9 protein-coding genes and 1 pseudogene are annotated in these 14,882 nt (G+C 61.9%); 5 read left to right on the top strand and 5 right to left on the bottom strand.

Annotated elements, in window-relative coordinates:
• Positions 1-299: 299 nt before the first annotated feature.
• The 4 genes and pseudogenes from KBA48_RS06560 (at position 300) to KBA48_RS06545 (ending at position 7,538) form a co-directional block, all read left to right on the top strand.
• A complete protein-coding gene (locus KBA48_RS06560; protein ID WP_292904422.1) occupies positions 300-2,825 on the top strand; it encodes a TonB-dependent receptor in 2,526 nt (841 codons plus the stop codon).
• A 179-nt stretch (positions 2,826-3,004) separates the two neighbouring features.
• The gene (locus KBA48_RS06555) at positions 3,005-4,330 is read left to right on the top strand and encodes a phytase (RefSeq protein WP_292904420.1); all 1,326 of its coding nucleotides are present in this window, start codon (positions 3,005-3,007) and stop codon (positions 4,328-4,330) included.
• A 346-nt stretch (positions 4,331-4,676) separates the two neighbouring features.
• Positions 4,677-4,931 (top strand): annotated as a pseudogene (locus KBA48_RS33010) (calcium-binding protein); the annotation flags it as partial.
• Between the two features lie 57 nt (positions 4,932-4,988).
• A complete protein-coding gene (locus KBA48_RS06545) occupies positions 4,989-7,538 on the top strand; it encodes a M10 family metallopeptidase C-terminal domain-containing protein (protein WP_367273815.1) in 2,550 nt (849 codons plus the stop codon).
• A gap of 114 nt (positions 7,539-7,652) precedes the next feature.
• On the opposite strand, the gene KBA48_RS06540 is transcribed toward KBA48_RS06545, so the two are convergent.
• From KBA48_RS06540 to KBA48_RS06530, 3 genes are all read right to left on the bottom strand, one after another.
• Positions 7,653-8,636, bottom strand: coding sequence for a GDP-L-fucose synthase (locus KBA48_RS06540; protein WP_292904418.1), 984 nt, complete (start codon positions 8,634-8,636; stop codon positions 7,653-7,655).
• A gap of 195 nt (positions 8,637-8,831) precedes the next feature.
• The gene (gene gmd, locus KBA48_RS06535; RefSeq protein WP_292904416.1) at positions 8,832-9,872 is read right to left on the bottom strand and encodes a GDP-mannose 4,6-dehydratase; all 1,041 of its coding nucleotides are present in this window, start codon (positions 9,870-9,872) and stop codon (positions 8,832-8,834) included.
• 99 nt (positions 9,873-9,971) lie between these two features.
• The gene (locus KBA48_RS06530; RefSeq protein ID WP_292904414.1) at positions 9,972-11,075 is read right to left on the bottom strand and encodes a glycosyltransferase; all 1,104 of its coding nucleotides are present in this window, start codon (positions 11,073-11,075) and stop codon (positions 9,972-9,974) included.
• A gap of 413 nt (positions 11,076-11,488) precedes the next feature.
• Here KBA48_RS06530 and KBA48_RS06525 point away from each other — a divergent pair, with 413 nt between their 5' ends.
• Positions 11,489-12,463, top strand: coding sequence for an NAD-dependent epimerase/dehydratase family protein (locus KBA48_RS06525; protein WP_292904412.1), 975 nt, complete (start codon positions 11,489-11,491; stop codon positions 12,461-12,463).
• Between the two features lie 181 nt (positions 12,464-12,644).
• Here the strand turns inward: KBA48_RS06525 and KBA48_RS06520 are convergent, their stop codons facing one another.
• Positions 12,645-12,884 (bottom strand): hypothetical protein, encoded by a 240-nt coding sequence (locus KBA48_RS06520; RefSeq protein WP_292904410.1) that lies wholly within the window; start codon positions 12,882-12,884, stop codon positions 12,645-12,647.
• A 79-nt stretch (positions 12,885-12,963) separates the two neighbouring features.
• Entirely contained in the window at positions 12,964-14,661 is a 1,698-nt protein-coding gene (locus KBA48_RS06515) for a SulP family inorganic anion transporter (RefSeq protein WP_292904408.1), read from the bottom strand.
• Positions 14,662-14,882 lie beyond the last annotated feature (221 nt).

The raw sequence follows: 14,882 nt of genomic DNA, 5'->3' as shown, positions 1-14,882 counted from the left end.
TTACGCCATGAGGGTGACTATCTGCCATTTAGGGGTGTATAGGCGTTATTATTATCGCGTGCCGACCTGCATGTCCGGGGTTATCATTGGCCGTGCCAATCCCCGCCTGTCAGTGACGCATTTGGTCTGTTCGATGTCGTGCGGGCGGTTGGTACGTTTACCCATGAGGGGCCATCCCCATGACACTTCCATGACGCCCGGATGAAAGTTCCGCATCGGCCCGGAAACCGCTGTGCGCTTGCGTCTATCCCGTTGTCCATGCCGGCGATGCCCGGCTGTCCCACGGGAGAGTTCCGATCATGTCCCTGCGTTCCCTGGCCCTTGGCGTTTCCGCCCTGGCGATCCTGTCCTTTGTGCCCGGCCCGGCCCTGGCCCAGGCCCAGCCGGTGGCGGCGTCGCCCGCCGCCTTCACCCTGGCGCCGCGCGATCTGGGTGAGGCGCTGGTGGCGCTTGGCCGGCATTATGGGCGCAATATCCTGTTCACCCCGGCACAGGTGGCGGGCAAGCGGTCGGCCCCTGTCACCGCCGCCGCCGGTTTCGACGCCGCGCTGACGGCCCTGCTGGCCGGCACGGGCCTGTCGGCGGAGGTGGGGGCCGACGGGTCGGTGACGCTGGCCACCCGTACGGCCGCCGCCGCACCGCCGGCCAGCCGCCCGCAGCCCGCCCGTGCCGCTGCCGCCGCCCCCGTCGCCGCCCCGGAACAGACGGAGCCGCAGAAGGTGGAGGAGATCATCGTCACGGGTCAGATCTTCTACCGCAACCGTACCGCCGATCCGAACCCGGTCCTGTCCTACGATCTGGAATATTTCCAGCGGTTCGAGCCGGTGTCGGTGGGCGAGATGATGAAGCGGGTGCCGGGCGTCACCTTCGCGGCCGACGTCCTGGAATATGACGCGGTGCAGATGCGCGGCCTGCCGCCCGGTTACACCCAGGTCCTGATCAATGGCCGCCGCCCGCCGGGCGGAGAGGCCGACCGTTCCTTCTTCGTGGACCGGATCCCCGCCGAACTGGTGGAGCGGGTGGAGATCGTGCGCGCCCCGCGTGCCGACCAGCCGTCCGAAGGCGTGGCCGGCACCCTGAATGTCGTGACCAAGGAGAGCGAGGCGTTCGAGGGCGGGTTCGCCAAGGCCGGCGCCCTGATCAACAAGGATGGCAAGGTCCGCCCCTCCTTCGCCGTCGCCTATGCCGACAGCCTGGACGAGACCTCCTACTGGGCCGCCATCAATTATCAGGGACGGCGCAACCCCAAGAAGAAGGTCACCGATTTCTATGATGGTTCGTTCAGCGAATATACAGGAAGGGAATTGCAGGATGACACCCGTGACGGCGTCGACATCTCCGCCAATGGCGAGCTGGTGACGCGGCTGGGCGAAGGGTCCATCCGCCTGACCGGCCTGGTCGTGGATACCAACCGCGACGAGGACGAACTCTCCGTCACGTTCGAGGGCGACAGCCCGGCCACGCTGGAACAGGAGGAGGTGGAAGTGCAGCGCGAACGCATCGGCCAGCAGACCTACGCCCTGTCGGCGGCCTTCACCCACCCGCTGTCCATCGGCGAACTGGGCCTGGATGCCGGCTGGTCCGGCTATCGTGAGGACAGCAAGACCGAGGTGGATGAGGGCGATACGGTCGATGAGGCCGAACTGGTGGAGCGTGAGACGCTGGACACGACCGACGATGAACTGTCGGGTACCGTCTATTACAAGTTCAGCCAGGGCATGGTGGAGACCAAGGCCGGCATCGACCTGCTGCACAAGAAGCGTGACACCGCCAACCGCACCTTCGAACTGGATGATGGGGAGTGGGAAGAGGAAACGGCCCCCGGCGCCATCTTCACCATCAAGGAACAGCGCTATGACCCCTATGTGCGCTTTTCCTTCGACCTCAGTGAGCGTCTGACCCTGGATGCCGGCGCGCGGTACGAGATCACGCGGCGCGAGGTGAACAGCGAGGAGGGCCGCGCCGATTATGACAGCGAGGCCTTCAACCCGTCCGCCCATCTGCGGTTTCAGGCGACAGAGGCCGACCGGTTCCTGTTCTCCGTCGCCCGCACGGTCCGCCGCCCCGATTACGACCTGATCAGCCCCTATCGCCAGGAGGAGGAGCCGGCGGACGAGGATGAACTGATCGGCAACCCGCTGCTGGCCAATGAACGCGCCTGGGGTATCGATGTCGGGTACGAGCGGCAACTGGGCCGGCGCGGCATCATCGGCGCCAACTTTTTCTACCGCGATATCAAGGATTTGATCGAACTGTACAATACCGGCGAAGAGGCCGAGGCCGGCGGCAATGTCTATGAGGCGCGCAACGCCGGCAAGGGCCAGAGCTGGGGCGTGGAGATCGATTTCTCCACCCCGCTGGACTTTGCCGGCCTGCCCGATACGGGCCTGTTTGCCAATTACACCTGGCTGGACAGTTCGATGCGCGATCCCGTGCTGGGCACCAGGCGCCGGTTCAACAACCAGCCGCACCATGTCTATAATCTGGGCTTCATCCAGACGGTGCAAAGCCTGGATGCCAGTTTCGGCGCCTCGCTGTCCGGCCGGTCGAAGGCCAAGGAAGTGTCGCTGGATGAAGAGGTCGATCTTTCCTATGGCAAGGATCTGGAGGCCTTTGTCGAAAAGCGCTTTGCCGACCGGTTCGTGCTGCGCTTTTCCGCCTCCAACCTGCTGAACCGCAAGAAGAAGGAAGGGTTTGTGACCTTCGACGGCGACAGCGTGGCCGACATCGTCGATGCCCACCGCGCCGGTGATGTGAAGGAGAGCGAGCGCGAAAGCGAGCAGTCCGGCCGCCTGTTCCAGGTGACCCTGCGCGCGACCTTCTGAGTTTTTGATCTGTCGTTCCCTCACCCTCCCAGGCCTTGCGGCCTGGGCCCCTCCCTCTCCCACGTTCGTGGGCGAGGGGTGGAGATTTCGTCCCTCGCCCGCTTGCGGGAGAGGGAGGGGCCCGTCGGCAACAGCCGATGGGAGGGTGAGGGAACCACACCCCCCGTGAAAGGAAGCCCATGCGTCCCCTGATCCCGCTCGCCCTGTTCCTGACGCTTGCCGCCTGTGGCAAGGAACCGGCCGCGCCCGTGCCGACAGCCAGCCTTGCCCTGGTGAAGCCCGTCGCCGAAACCGCGCCGGGCCTGCCGGACAGTGCGGCCAAGGGCGACGCCGACGATCCGTCCTTCTGGCTGCACCCCACGGACCCGGGCAAAAGCCTGGTGATCACGGCGGTGAAGGGATCGGGCCTGCGGGTCTATGATCTTCAGGGCAAGCTGGTGCAGCGCATCGATGCCCAGCCTGATGGCCGCTATAACAATGTCGATGTGGCCTATGGGCTGAAGCGTCCCGACGGCACCAGCATCGATATCGCGGTGGCCAGTGATCGGGGCCGCGACCGGCTGATGGTCTGGGCCATTGATCCCGCCAACCCGACGGCGCCCCTGACCGATATCAGCGACCCGAGCCAGGGCCAGGTCTTCCCCACGCGCCTGTCACCCGATGGCAAGGCGGAGATCGACAATCCCGTGACCGATCAGGCCAGCGCCTATGGCCTGACCCTGTGGCAGGACAAGGCGACGGGCGAGGTGCGGGCCGTGGTGGCGCAGCGCAACGCGGCGCGGCTGGCCGAACAACGGCTGGTGGTGAAGCCCGACGGCACCGTCGGGCATGAACGCACCCGCCACTGGGATTTCCCCACCACCCATAAGGGCCAGAACCTGACCACCGAGAACGAGGATGATCCCGCCCTGGACTGGCAGCCGCAATTCGAGGGGCTGGTGGTGGATGAGGTCACGGGCATCCTGTTCGCAGGTCAGGAGGATGTGGGCCTGTGGCGCGTGAACCTGACCACCGGCACGGCCGACGCCAAGCCCTTCTATGAAACGCGCGGATCGGTGAAAAGCCCGTTCAACAATCCAGACAGCAAGGTGGCGCGCGATGTCGAAGGGCTGGCGCTGTATCGCGGCGCGGACGGCACCGGCTATCTGATCGCGTCCAGCCAGGGCGACGCCCATGGCGATGTGAAGGCCCCGGACGCCGCCGGCCTGGATGACAGTTTCGCTATCTTCGAACGCGGCGGTGACAACCGCTATCTGGGCAGCTTCAAGCTGACCGCCAACGGCCCCATCGATGCCGGCCAGGAATGCGACGGCGCCGAACTGGTATCGATCCCCCTGCCCGGATATCCGCAGGGCCTGCTGATTGTGCAGGACGGCTATAACGACGACCTGAACGGCATGAGCGGGGAACCGGAGGCCACCAACTTCAAATATGTGTCCTGGGCCGATGTCATTGCGGCCTTACCACAACTGACCGTCAAGGCGGGTGGCTGGGCGCCGCGCTGAACGCGAGGCCGGTTTGTTGGGGGGCACGAGAGGGCAGGGCGAAAACCACGCGGGCAAACGAAGCCTGCACCAAACGCCCTATGCCCCCCAAATTGAACCGCGACCGGACAAGGAGGTGTCCCCATTGTCCGGTCCGCCCGCGCGTGGCGGGAGCGCTGGTTGTCAGACCTTGACCTGGGTGCCGGCAACCGCATGCCTTGGAGGGAAAACAGTTCGAACACAGGCTCACCGTTAGTTTCCGCATCACCTCACGCGAGCATTTTTTTATGTTCTGAGTTGAGTGCGGTGTAAAATATGGTTAAGATAATATGGGCTTCCCAATCAATATGTATTAAGGGGATTCTAATTGGCGAATATAAATGGCACAGACGGATTTGACCGGCTGACGGGCACTGCGGGCGATGATCTCATTACTGGCCTGGAGCGTGACGACACGCTGTCGGGTGGCAGTGGCGATGACACACTGATCGGCGGTGGAGGTGATGACTTTTTGTTTGGTGATGCTGGCAACGATGTTCTGACGGGCGGGGCCGGCAATGATCGTTTCGTGATGGAACGCCATGCCCCAAAGGCTGGCGAGGTCCGATCAGCCGATACAATCGCGGATTTCACCAAGGGAGAGGACCGGATTGATGTTTCCGCCCTTGGCATCAGTAGCATGTCCACACTGTCAGACCTGATGCTGCAGGGCAACGGTCAGACAACCATAAGGGTCAAATTTGGCGGTCTTGAAAATGTCACCTATGGCGATCCCGGTGACTTTCATGGCGGTCATCTCAATGAACTCATCGTCGGTGTGGACAAATCGCAACTGACCAGCGCCGATTTCATTTTTGCAACAGACACGGCCGCGCGAAACCTGACCGGCACAGACTGGAACGATGATCTGATTGGTGGGTTGGGCAACGATACGCTTGACGGCCGGGGTGGGGGCGCCGATCGCCTTTTCGGCGATGGGGGTAATGACACCCTGATCGGCGGGCGCGGCAACGACACCCTGATTGGCGGCACAGGTAACGATGTCTTTGTGGTCGGTGCCCGCAATGATCAGTTCAGTGCGACCAATTCCGTTGAGATCAATACGATACAGGATTTCACGCAAGGACAGGACCGGATCGACCTGTCGGGCCTGGGTATCGCCAGCCTTTCCACAGTATTTGAGATGTTATTCCTAGGACCGATTGTCTTCTCGGGCAGTTACTACCGCATATCCAATCTTCGGATCATGTATGGCAATGTTGAACGTGATGTCTATTTTGGCGTGAAGTACGATGATGCCCGTACCTTGCTGACCAATGCCGACTTCATCTTCTCCACCAACAGCGCGGCACAGTCCCTGACAGGAACCAATGGCCGTGACGATCTGTTCGGCGCCCTGGGCAATGATACGCTGTCTGGCGGCGGCAACGAGGACCGGTTGTATGGGGATGCCGGTGATGACAGTCTTTGGGGCGGGGATGGTAACGATACGCTGGTGGGTGGTACCGGTCATGACCGGGTGTACGGCGAACGCGGCAATAACAGCCTGTCGGGCGGCAGCGGCAATGACACGCTGATCGGCGGTGACGCCTTTGATACGATGTATGGTGGGGACGGCGACGACAGTCTGGATGGCGGCGACGGCAATGATTATTTGTACGGCGACGCGGGCAACGACAGGCTGGTTGGCGGCTCCGGCCAGGACATTGCTTATATTTCCGGTGCCAGCGCCAATTACAGCATCGTCTATGAGGATGGGCAAGTCAGGGTCACCGACCTGACGGGGAAGGATGGCATCGATATTCTGATCGGTGTCGAGAAGCTTACCTTCAGTGACCTGACCGTGGATCTGGCACCAATTTACGGCACCAGCGGCGACGATTTGCTGAAGGGCACCATATCGCATGATTATATTCTTGGCGGTGACGGCAACGACACGCTGATGGGCGAGGCTGGGACCGACACGCTGGTGGGTGGTGCGGGCAACGATACCTTGATTGGTGACTGGAGACCCAATGACTTCCGAAATGACACGCTGATCGGCGGCGATGGCGTGGATACGGCGGTCTTTTATGGAAGCCGCGCCAGTTACACCATCACCACCGTTAATGGGCAGACCTCCGTCACCTTCCTACAAATCGCCACAGACCTGCTGACCGGCATTGAGAGGCTGGTCTTCGACGATGCGACGGTGATCCTTGAGGAACCGTCGCCATTGCCGGTCCTGTCCTTGACCGGTGGCGTTATGCGGGAGGGACAGGCGGGAACGGCGGCGCTGATCTTCACGGCCAGCTTGTCGGCGGCATCCAGCCGGGACGTTTCCTTCACCGTGACACCAGATGGCGGAACAGCCACCCCCGGCCACGATTTCGTGTTCGGAAGCCAAACCGTCACAATCGCGGCCGGGTCACGCACAGCCACCATTTCTGTTCCGGTTACCGGCGATACGCGGGTGGAGGGGCATGAGAAGGTGATCCTGCATCTGGGGCAGGTTTCCGGCGCCACCTTGGCCGGCGGCAGCGCCAGCATCGAGGCGACGGGCACAATCCTCAATGATGATTTCCACCCTGCCTTCACGCTAGCCGCCTATCGCGCCTTGAATCCCGACCTTACGCCAGTCTTTGGCACCGACCTCGTTGCCTATGCAGGTCATTACGTCACCAATGGCCAATACGAAGGGCGGCCCGTGACCGGATTCGATGCCGAAGCCTATGCGGCGCTTAATCCCGACCTGTTCAATGCCTTCGGGTTGGATGAAAAGCTGCTGGCCAACCATTATCTTAACAATGGCCGGTATGAGGGCCGCGCGGCCGAAGGGTTCGACGCTGTCGCCTATGCTGTACTGAATCCCGACCTGTTCAGCGCCTTCGGATCAAACCATCAGGCCCTGGTCGCGCACTATATCAGCAACGGCCGGGCCGAGGGCCGGTTGGCGGCCGGGTTCGATGCCGAGGCGTACGCCGCCCTCAATCCCGACCTGTTCAGGGCCTTCGGATTGAACGCAGGGCAGCTCATGGACCATTACATGAAATATGGCCGGGCCGAGGGACGACAGGCGATCGGCTTTGATGCCGAAACCTATGCGGTCCTTAACCCTGACCTGCTGAAGGTGTTCGGCCTGGATCACGCGGCACTGGTCAGCCATTACATCAGCAATGGCCGCGCGGAAGGGCGCCTTGCCTTCATCGCCGACCCTGTTGCCATAACCTCACCCCTGGATTTGCTGTAACGCCAGCGGCAGGAAATATTGACCGATGGTCAATCTTCCCTGCCCCTCTATCGTCGGCGTCCACATGCCAACGGCTTGGCTACACCGCATGTGCGGCGCGGCGGCGGTCATAAATTATGGCCGCTGCCCGATGCCGCGCAAGCCGCCCCTGGCTTCCTGGTCCAGGAACCATTCATAGGTCAGGCGCAGGCCTTCGGCCAGGCTGGTGCGGGCGGTCCAGCCCAGTTTGGCCAGCTTTCTATTATCCATCAACTTGCGCGGGGTGCCGTCGGGCTTGGTGGCGTCGAAGACGAAGCGGCCGCGCCAGCCCACGGCCGCCGCCACCTGTTCGGCCAGCGTGCGGATGGACACTTCCTGGCCCGTGCCGATATTCACATGCTCATACCCGCTGTAATTCTTCAGCAGGAAGACCAGCCCGTCGGCCAGATCGTCGACATAGAGGAATTCGCGCAGCGGCTTGCCCGTGCCCCAGACGGTGACCTGTTGCTGCTTGTCGCGCTTGGCGTCATGCAGGCGGGCCATCAGGGCGGGCAGGACATGGCTGCCGGTGGGGTGGAAATTATCGCCGATACCATAAAGATTGGTCGGCATGGCGGAGATATAGTCGCAGCCATGCTGCTTGCGATAGGCCTGGCACAGCTTGATGCCCGCAATCTTGGCGATCGCGTACCACTCGTTGGTCGGCTCCAGCGGCCCGGTCAGCAGCGCATCCTCGGCCATCGGCTGCGGCGCCAGCTTGGGATAGATGCAGGACGAGCCCAGGAACAGCAGCTTTTCCACATTGTTGCGGAAGGCGGCCTGGATGATGTTCGTCTCGATCATCAGGTTTTCATAGAGGAAGTCGGCGGGGAACGTGTCGTTCGCCATGATGCCGCCCACCTTGGCGGCGGCCACGACCACCGCGTCGGGCTTGTTGGCGGCCACCCATTCCTCCACGGCGGCCTGCCGCGTCAGGTCCAGGACGTCGCGACCCGCCGTCAGGACGGTGCAGCCCTCCGGCGCCAGCCGGCGCACCACGGCGCCACCCACCATGCCCCGATGGCCGGACACCCAGACGCGCTTGCCCATCAGGTCATAGGGCTTCAGATCGCTCATCATCCGTTCCTTTTTCCCCCGAATACCGGGCGGGTGTCTCATACCAATCTCCCTTGATCGTCACCGATCAAGGGAGATTTTGCGTTCCCTCAGACGCCGGGCGGCGGCATCCGCCGCCTTGGCTCACGGCGCATGTGCGCCGGGCTGGCCGTCGCCAGCCTCCAATCTGCCGAAGGTTTGACCTTCGGCAGATTGGTATCAGGCCAGCAGCTTCACGTCGGACAGCACCATGTCCTTCACCAGATCGGGGAAGGAGGTCGTGTGGGTCCAGCCCAGCTTGGCCTTGGCCTTGGCCGGATTACCCAGCAGCAAATCAACCTCGGTCGGGCGGAAATAGCGCGGGTCGATGCGCACCAGCACGGCGCCGGTGGCGGCATCGCGGCCGGTCTCGTCCACGCCCTCGCCGCTCCATTCGATATTCTTGCCGACATGACTGAAGGCACGTTCCACGAATTCGCGCACCGTGTGCGTCTCACCCGTGGCCAGCACGTAATCCTCGGCCTTTTCCTGCTGCAGGATGCGCCACATACCCTCGACATAGTCGCGGGCATGGCCCCAGTCGCGCTTGGCGTCCAGATTGCCCAGATAGAGGCAATCCTGCTTGCCATGATGGATGGAGGCAACGGCGCGGGTGATCTTGCGCGTCACGAAGGTTTCGCCGCGGATCGGGCTTTCATGGTTGAACAGGATGCCGTTGCTGGCATGCATGCCATAGGCTTCGCGGTAATTGACCGTGATCCAGTAGGCATAGAGCTTGGCGGCAGCATAGGGGCTGCGCGGATAGAAGGGTGTTGTCTCCCGCTGCGGCGTTTCCTGCACCAGACCATACAGTTCCGACGTGGACGCCTGATAGAAGCGGGTCTTCTCTTCCAGCTTCAGGATGCGGATGGCCTCCAGCAAGCGGAGCGTGCCGATGCCGTCGGCATTGGCGGTATATTCCGGCGTCTCGAAGCTGACCTGCACATGGCTTTGCGCGGCCAGGTTATAGATCTCGTCCGGCTGGGTTTCCTGGACGATGCGGATCAGGTTGGTGCTGTCGGTCAGGTCGCCGTAATGAAGCTGGAACCGCACATCCTCTTCATGGATGTCCTGATACAGATGGTCGATGCGGGCGGTATTCAGGGAGGAGGAACGGCGCTTCAGCCCATGGACGATATAGCCCTTGGACAGCAGCAGTTCCGACAGATAGGCACCATCCTGGCCGGTGACGCCGGTGATCAAGGCAACCTTACGCGACATGCTTCCACTCTCCGGGCGATGGATGACCATGGCCATGAAGGTTACAGCTTCATACCCATCTTCCGTGATCGTGACCGATCAAGGAAGACGATTGCTGCCTTACACGCCCGTCATGCCCAGCCGTTCCAGCGCCCTGAACGTTGCCTCTGTATCCCCCACAGAGGTACGGATATAGCGCTGACCATCGCGCAGGCCTTCCCGGCAGATCAGATCAACGTCGGATTCAGACGAGCCAATGTAAAGAACATCCTTACCCGATGCAATGCACCCGTAAGCCTTTGACGGGATGACAAAAGCCACAAACCCATCCCGCAACGTGATCAGATGGGCATCGGGTGTCACCAGCAGGCGGCCGAGATCGCCAAACGGCACGGGCCGTCCGCGCGCCACGGGTAGCCCCTCTGCCCGCAGGCGCTGTTCAACCACATCGGCACCGGCCCCGACGGCATTCAGCCAAAGGGCAACGGTGCTGCTGCCTGCCTTATGATGACGGATATAGGCGTCGATGAAAGTATCCGTATCATGGGCGACCCCCCAATTACCGGAATAGAGCAGGACCTTATATCCAGAAAGCTCTGCCGGGATAGGCAGGGGCACTTCATCCCCGGTCAGTTCGACGGGCGGCGGATCACGTTTCAACACGATATTTTCGGCCGGAATCCCGTATCGGCGCAACAGCCGCACCTGATCCTCGCCCAAGGATTCAAACCGTTGCACCCGGCGGCGGAGCCAGATGGTCAGCGCCAGCGCCATGTTCAGCACCCGCGACGGGCGGTCACGCGATGCAATCAAGCATTCCGGGTGGAAATCGGCAATGCGATAGACCAGCACCTTGCGCAGAAACACATTCAAGGGCACAAGAAAGTGCAGCAGAAAAGGCGGTGAGCCCGTAAACAGGATTTCATCTGCCGCCGTCAGATATTTCCAGGCCCGCGAAAGCAGCATGCTGTTGGTGCGCACGGTCCAGGCCAGACGCCGCGCCAGACTGCCGCGATCGAGTGGCTGTCCCGGAAGACGCACAATGCGAAGATGACCCGGCCCGACGGTTTCTTCGTGAATATGAGTGACCGGGTCAGATGTCAGCCCAACCAGCGTCACATCATAGCCGCGTGCGGCCCAGTCACGGGAAAGCATAACGGAATATTGCCCGACAGCCCCGAAATCGGGCGGCAGCCAGTCACAAAGGTAAACAAGTTTTTTCATCACAAAACCAAGGGCATAGCAGGGGCGCGCAAGAACCGCCAAAGCGGTGTTCGTGCCAATAACCGCGAAACCGGGGTCCCTGTCAATTAGCCTTCAGATCGACCATTGACCAGCATCAAGGCAGCCCGCACCCATGGCCTCCCTCACCTATGTCATACAGGAGGCATGGAACATGCCCCTTGGCGGCCAGCGACCGCCGCCCCCTTTGGGCATCTGGCTCACAATCAAGAATTTTGACCCTCGCCATCATTCACACGCATGGCTTGTCAGGTCTGATGGGGTGGGTGATTCAGCATAGGGTGCTTGAGCTTTCTCAGCTTGAACACCATCTTTCTATCGGCTAAGCCAGTGCCGCAGCACCGTATGCTGTTGTGTGTTCTCGTACCAGCAGCGCTAGTTGAGAAGGAATTAGTATGAAGTATATACTCGTTCTTGGCGCAGGTGGCTTTATCGGAAGTCATCTCGTTAGGCGCTTGAAGGCAGAGGGAAATTGGGTTCGTGGTGTTGATCTCAAGTATCCCCGCTACGCGGAAACCGAGGCAGATGATTTTGTTATTGGTGACCTGCGTGAACAATCGACGGTGCGCAGTGTAATTGACCGCCGATTTGACGAGGTTTATCAGCTCGCGGCTGACATGGGCGGGGCAGGTTATATTTTTACTGGCCTGCATGACGCTGAAATTATGCATAATTCAGCAACGATCAATTTAAACGTTTTGGACGCATGCCACAAGCGTAATATCAAGCGTATTTTTTACTCGTCTTCTGCCTGCATGTATCCGCAGGAAAATCAGGAAGACCCCAACAATCCGAACTGCCGCGAGGATAGTGCGTATCCGGCACATCCAGATAGCGAGTATGGCTGGGAGAAGCTCTTCAGCGAGCGTCTGTTCCTGGCCTATCACCGCAATTATGGTATTGATGCACGTGTTGCTCGTTATCATAACATCTTTGGCCCCCAAGGGTCTTGGAATGACGGGCGCGAGAAATCACCCGCTGCGATTTGCCGAAAGGTCGCTGTAGCCGATAACAATGGCGAGATCGAAATCTGGGGCGACGGATCTCAAACACGTTCTTTCCTTTTTATTGATGAGTGCATCGAAGGAACGATAAGGCTCACTCGATCCAACTTTACCGGTCCGGTGAATATTGGATCCAACGAAATGGTGACAATCAATCAATTGGTTGACATCGTTTCTTCGATCGCAGGGAAAACCCTGCACAAACGCCATATTCCCGGACCTCTGGGTGTTCGGGGACGGAACTCAGATAATACATTGATCCAAGAGAAACTTGGTTGGTCACCCAGCATGACGTTACGGTCTGGGCTGGAGAAAACCTATGCCTGGATTTCCGAGAAGGTTTATCAAAAGGCAAATGACCTTTGAGCCTTATTTATCCCAAGAGCCTTGTCCCATGGCTCTTGGGATTTTAAGCCATCTTCTCATACAGGATGGCGGCATCAGGCGCCCATGGGGGTGCGGGTCAACAACCCGCACCGTTCAGCCAGTGCCGGATGGTCAAAACACCCCACCGCCAGACGCAGCAGATACACGACCGGAACCCCATTCAGCGGCACCAGGAAATGCAGCAGGAAGGGCGGGAGCCGGTGAACAGGATCTCATCCGCCGCCGACAGATATTTCCAGGCCGGCGCGATCAGCATGGTGTTGGTACGCACCGTCCAGGCCAGACGCCAGCCCGATGTCAGGCTCACCAGGGTGGCGTCATAGCCACGGGCCGCGCGCTCGCGGCAATGCATCACGGCATAGTGGCCAACGGCGCCGAAAACGGGGGCAGCCCGTCGCACAGGTAAACAAGCTCGGCCATCGCCCAACCGGATGGGCATCTGCACAAGCGCGGCATTGACCGCGAAAGCGGCCGGACTGTCAATCCGCCCCGCCCGCCGGGCTGCCCCCCGTACTGCCGGCGGGACCTTTATCCAGCAGATGCGCGGCCTCTGCCTTTGCCCGCGCCACATCGCCGGCAAAGACCACGGCCCCCTTGCGGTGGCGGTGGCCCAGGCCGCGCAGCACGCCCATCGGCTGCCGCTGCACCCCGGCCATCACCACATGCGCCCCGCGCTTGTCGGCGCGCGCCACCAGCGTGGACAGGGCGTCAGCGCCCGTGGCGTCCAGCATGGGCACCCCGCCCATATCCAGGATCAGCACACGCGGCGCCCCGCCGGTCCGGTCCAGCACGTCCAAAAGCTTGCGCGCCGCGCCGAAAAACATCGGCCCATCGATCCGGTAAAGCGCCGCCCCGGCGGGCAGGCCCAGGGCCAGGCCCGGCTGTTCCCCGCCATCGGAGACCTCCACCGTTTCCGACATGCGATGCATGAACAGCAGGGCCGCCAGCACCACCCCCACCTCGATCGCCACCGTCAGGTCGATGGCGATGGTCAGGACAAAGGTGGTCATCAGCACCACCCGATCGCTGATCGGCGCGGCGCGAAGCTGATGCAGGAAACGGCCCGCATCGCTCATGTTCCAGGCCACGACCACCAGCACGGCGGCCAGCACGGCCAGCGGCACATATGAGGCCAGCCCGCTGAAGGCCAGCATGAACAGCAGCAGGAAGGCCGCATGCAGCATGCCCGACACGGGCGAGCGGGCGCCGGAGCGGATATTGGTGACGGTGCGCGCGATGGCCCCCGTGGCCGGCAGCCCGCCAACCAGGGCCGACGCGGTATTGGCCACGCCCTGGGCCAGCAGTTCCGCATTGGGCCGGTGCCGCCGCCCCGTCATCCCGTCCGCCACCACCGCCGACAGCAGCGATTCCACCCCGGCCAGGAAGGCGATGGTCAGGGCCGCCGGCAGCAGCGTCTGCAGCCGTTCCAGGGTGATCACGGGCAGGGTCGGCATGGGCAGATGGTCGGGAATGCCGCCGAAACGCGACCCGATGGTTTCCACATCCAGCCCCAGGGCGAAGGCGGCAACGGAGCCCAGCACCACCGCCACCAGAAACCCCGGCACCTTCGGCGCCCAGCGACGCAGACCCAGGATCAGGGCCAGCGACCCCAGCCCGACAAGGGCAGCCACGCCCATACTGTCACGGGCTTCCCAGAAGGCGGGCCATTTCTCGATGAATTCCGCCGGCACCGCCCCCATGGACAGACCCAGCAGATCCTTGACCTGACTGGAAAAGATGATGACGGCAATGCCCGATGTGAAACCCGTGACCACGGGCTCGGGAATGTACTTGATCCATTGCCCCAGGCGCAGCAAGGCGGCGGCCACCAGGATCAGCCCCGCCATCAGGGTGGCCAGTACCAGCCCATCATAGCCATGCTGGTTGATCACCCCGACAACGACGACCACAAAGGCCCCCGTCGGCCCCCCGATCTGCACCCGGCTGCCGCCCAACAGGGAAATCAAGAACCCCGCCACCACGGCGGTAACCAGCCCCTTGTCCGGCGTCGTCCCCGACGCAATCGCCAGCGCCATGGCCAGCGGCAGCGCCACGATGGCCACCGTCAGCCCGGCAATGGCATCGGCCCGCAGCGCCGCCAGCCCATAGCCCTCCCGCAAGGTGGTGACCAGCTTGGGCAGAAGCTCCCGGCCAAGGGGAACAGGCGTGACGCTCATGGGCGGACCCCGGAACAACAGAAGGATTTATGTAGTTTGGGGAGGTTCCGCCTTTTGGGTGGTGTTAGTCAAGGGGGGTGTGACGTCCAATCGCTCCCGCAAGCGGCGGACATGTGCCCCATTGCCCTGCGCCCTCACCCGGCGTATTCCGGTGACATCCCCGATCCCAGAAAGCCCCGCCGCCTGATGTCCCCACCCGCCGATCCCTCCCCCTCCATCCC

Origin of the sequence: Niveispirillum sp., assembly GCF_017996735.1 — a bacterium.
GTDB lineage: Bacteria > Pseudomonadota > Alphaproteobacteria > Azospirillales > Azospirillaceae > Niveispirillum.
The sequence above is the reverse complement of the archived record's forward strand: the minus strand, read 5'-3'. Positions and strand labels throughout refer to the sequence as shown.

What these genes read in the sequence shown, in the direction of transcription:
- KBA48_RS06560 (WP_292904422.1), top strand. Translation starts at nt 300, where the DNA reads ATGTCCCTGCGTTCCCTGGCCCTTGGCGTTTCCGCCCTGGCGATCCTG.
- KBA48_RS06555 (WP_292904420.1), top strand. Translation starts at nt 3,005, where the DNA reads ATGCGTCCCCTGATCCCGCTCGCCCTGTTCCTGACGCTTGCCGCCTGT.
- KBA48_RS06545 (WP_367273815.1), top strand. Translation starts at nt 4,989, where the DNA reads ATGTCCACACTGTCAGACCTGATGCTGCAGGGCAACGGTCAGACAACC.
- KBA48_RS06540 (WP_292904418.1), bottom strand. Translation starts at nt 8,636, where the DNA reads ATGATGAGCGATCTGAAGCCCTATGACCTGATGGGCAAGCGCGTCTGG.
- gmd (WP_292904416.1), bottom strand. Translation starts at nt 9,872, where the DNA reads ATGTCGCGTAAGGTTGCCTTGATCACCGGCGTCACCGGCCAGGATGGT.
- KBA48_RS06530 (WP_292904414.1), bottom strand. Translation starts at nt 11,075, where the DNA reads ATGAAAAAACTTGTTTACCTTTGTGACTGGCTGCCGCCCGATTTCGGG.
- KBA48_RS06525 (WP_292904412.1), top strand. Translation starts at nt 11,489, where the DNA reads ATGAAGTATATACTCGTTCTTGGCGCAGGTGGCTTTATCGGAAGTCAT.
- KBA48_RS06515 (WP_292904408.1), bottom strand. Translation starts at nt 14,661, where the DNA reads ATGAGCGTCACGCCTGTTCCCCTTGGCCGGGAGCTTCTGCCCAAGCTG.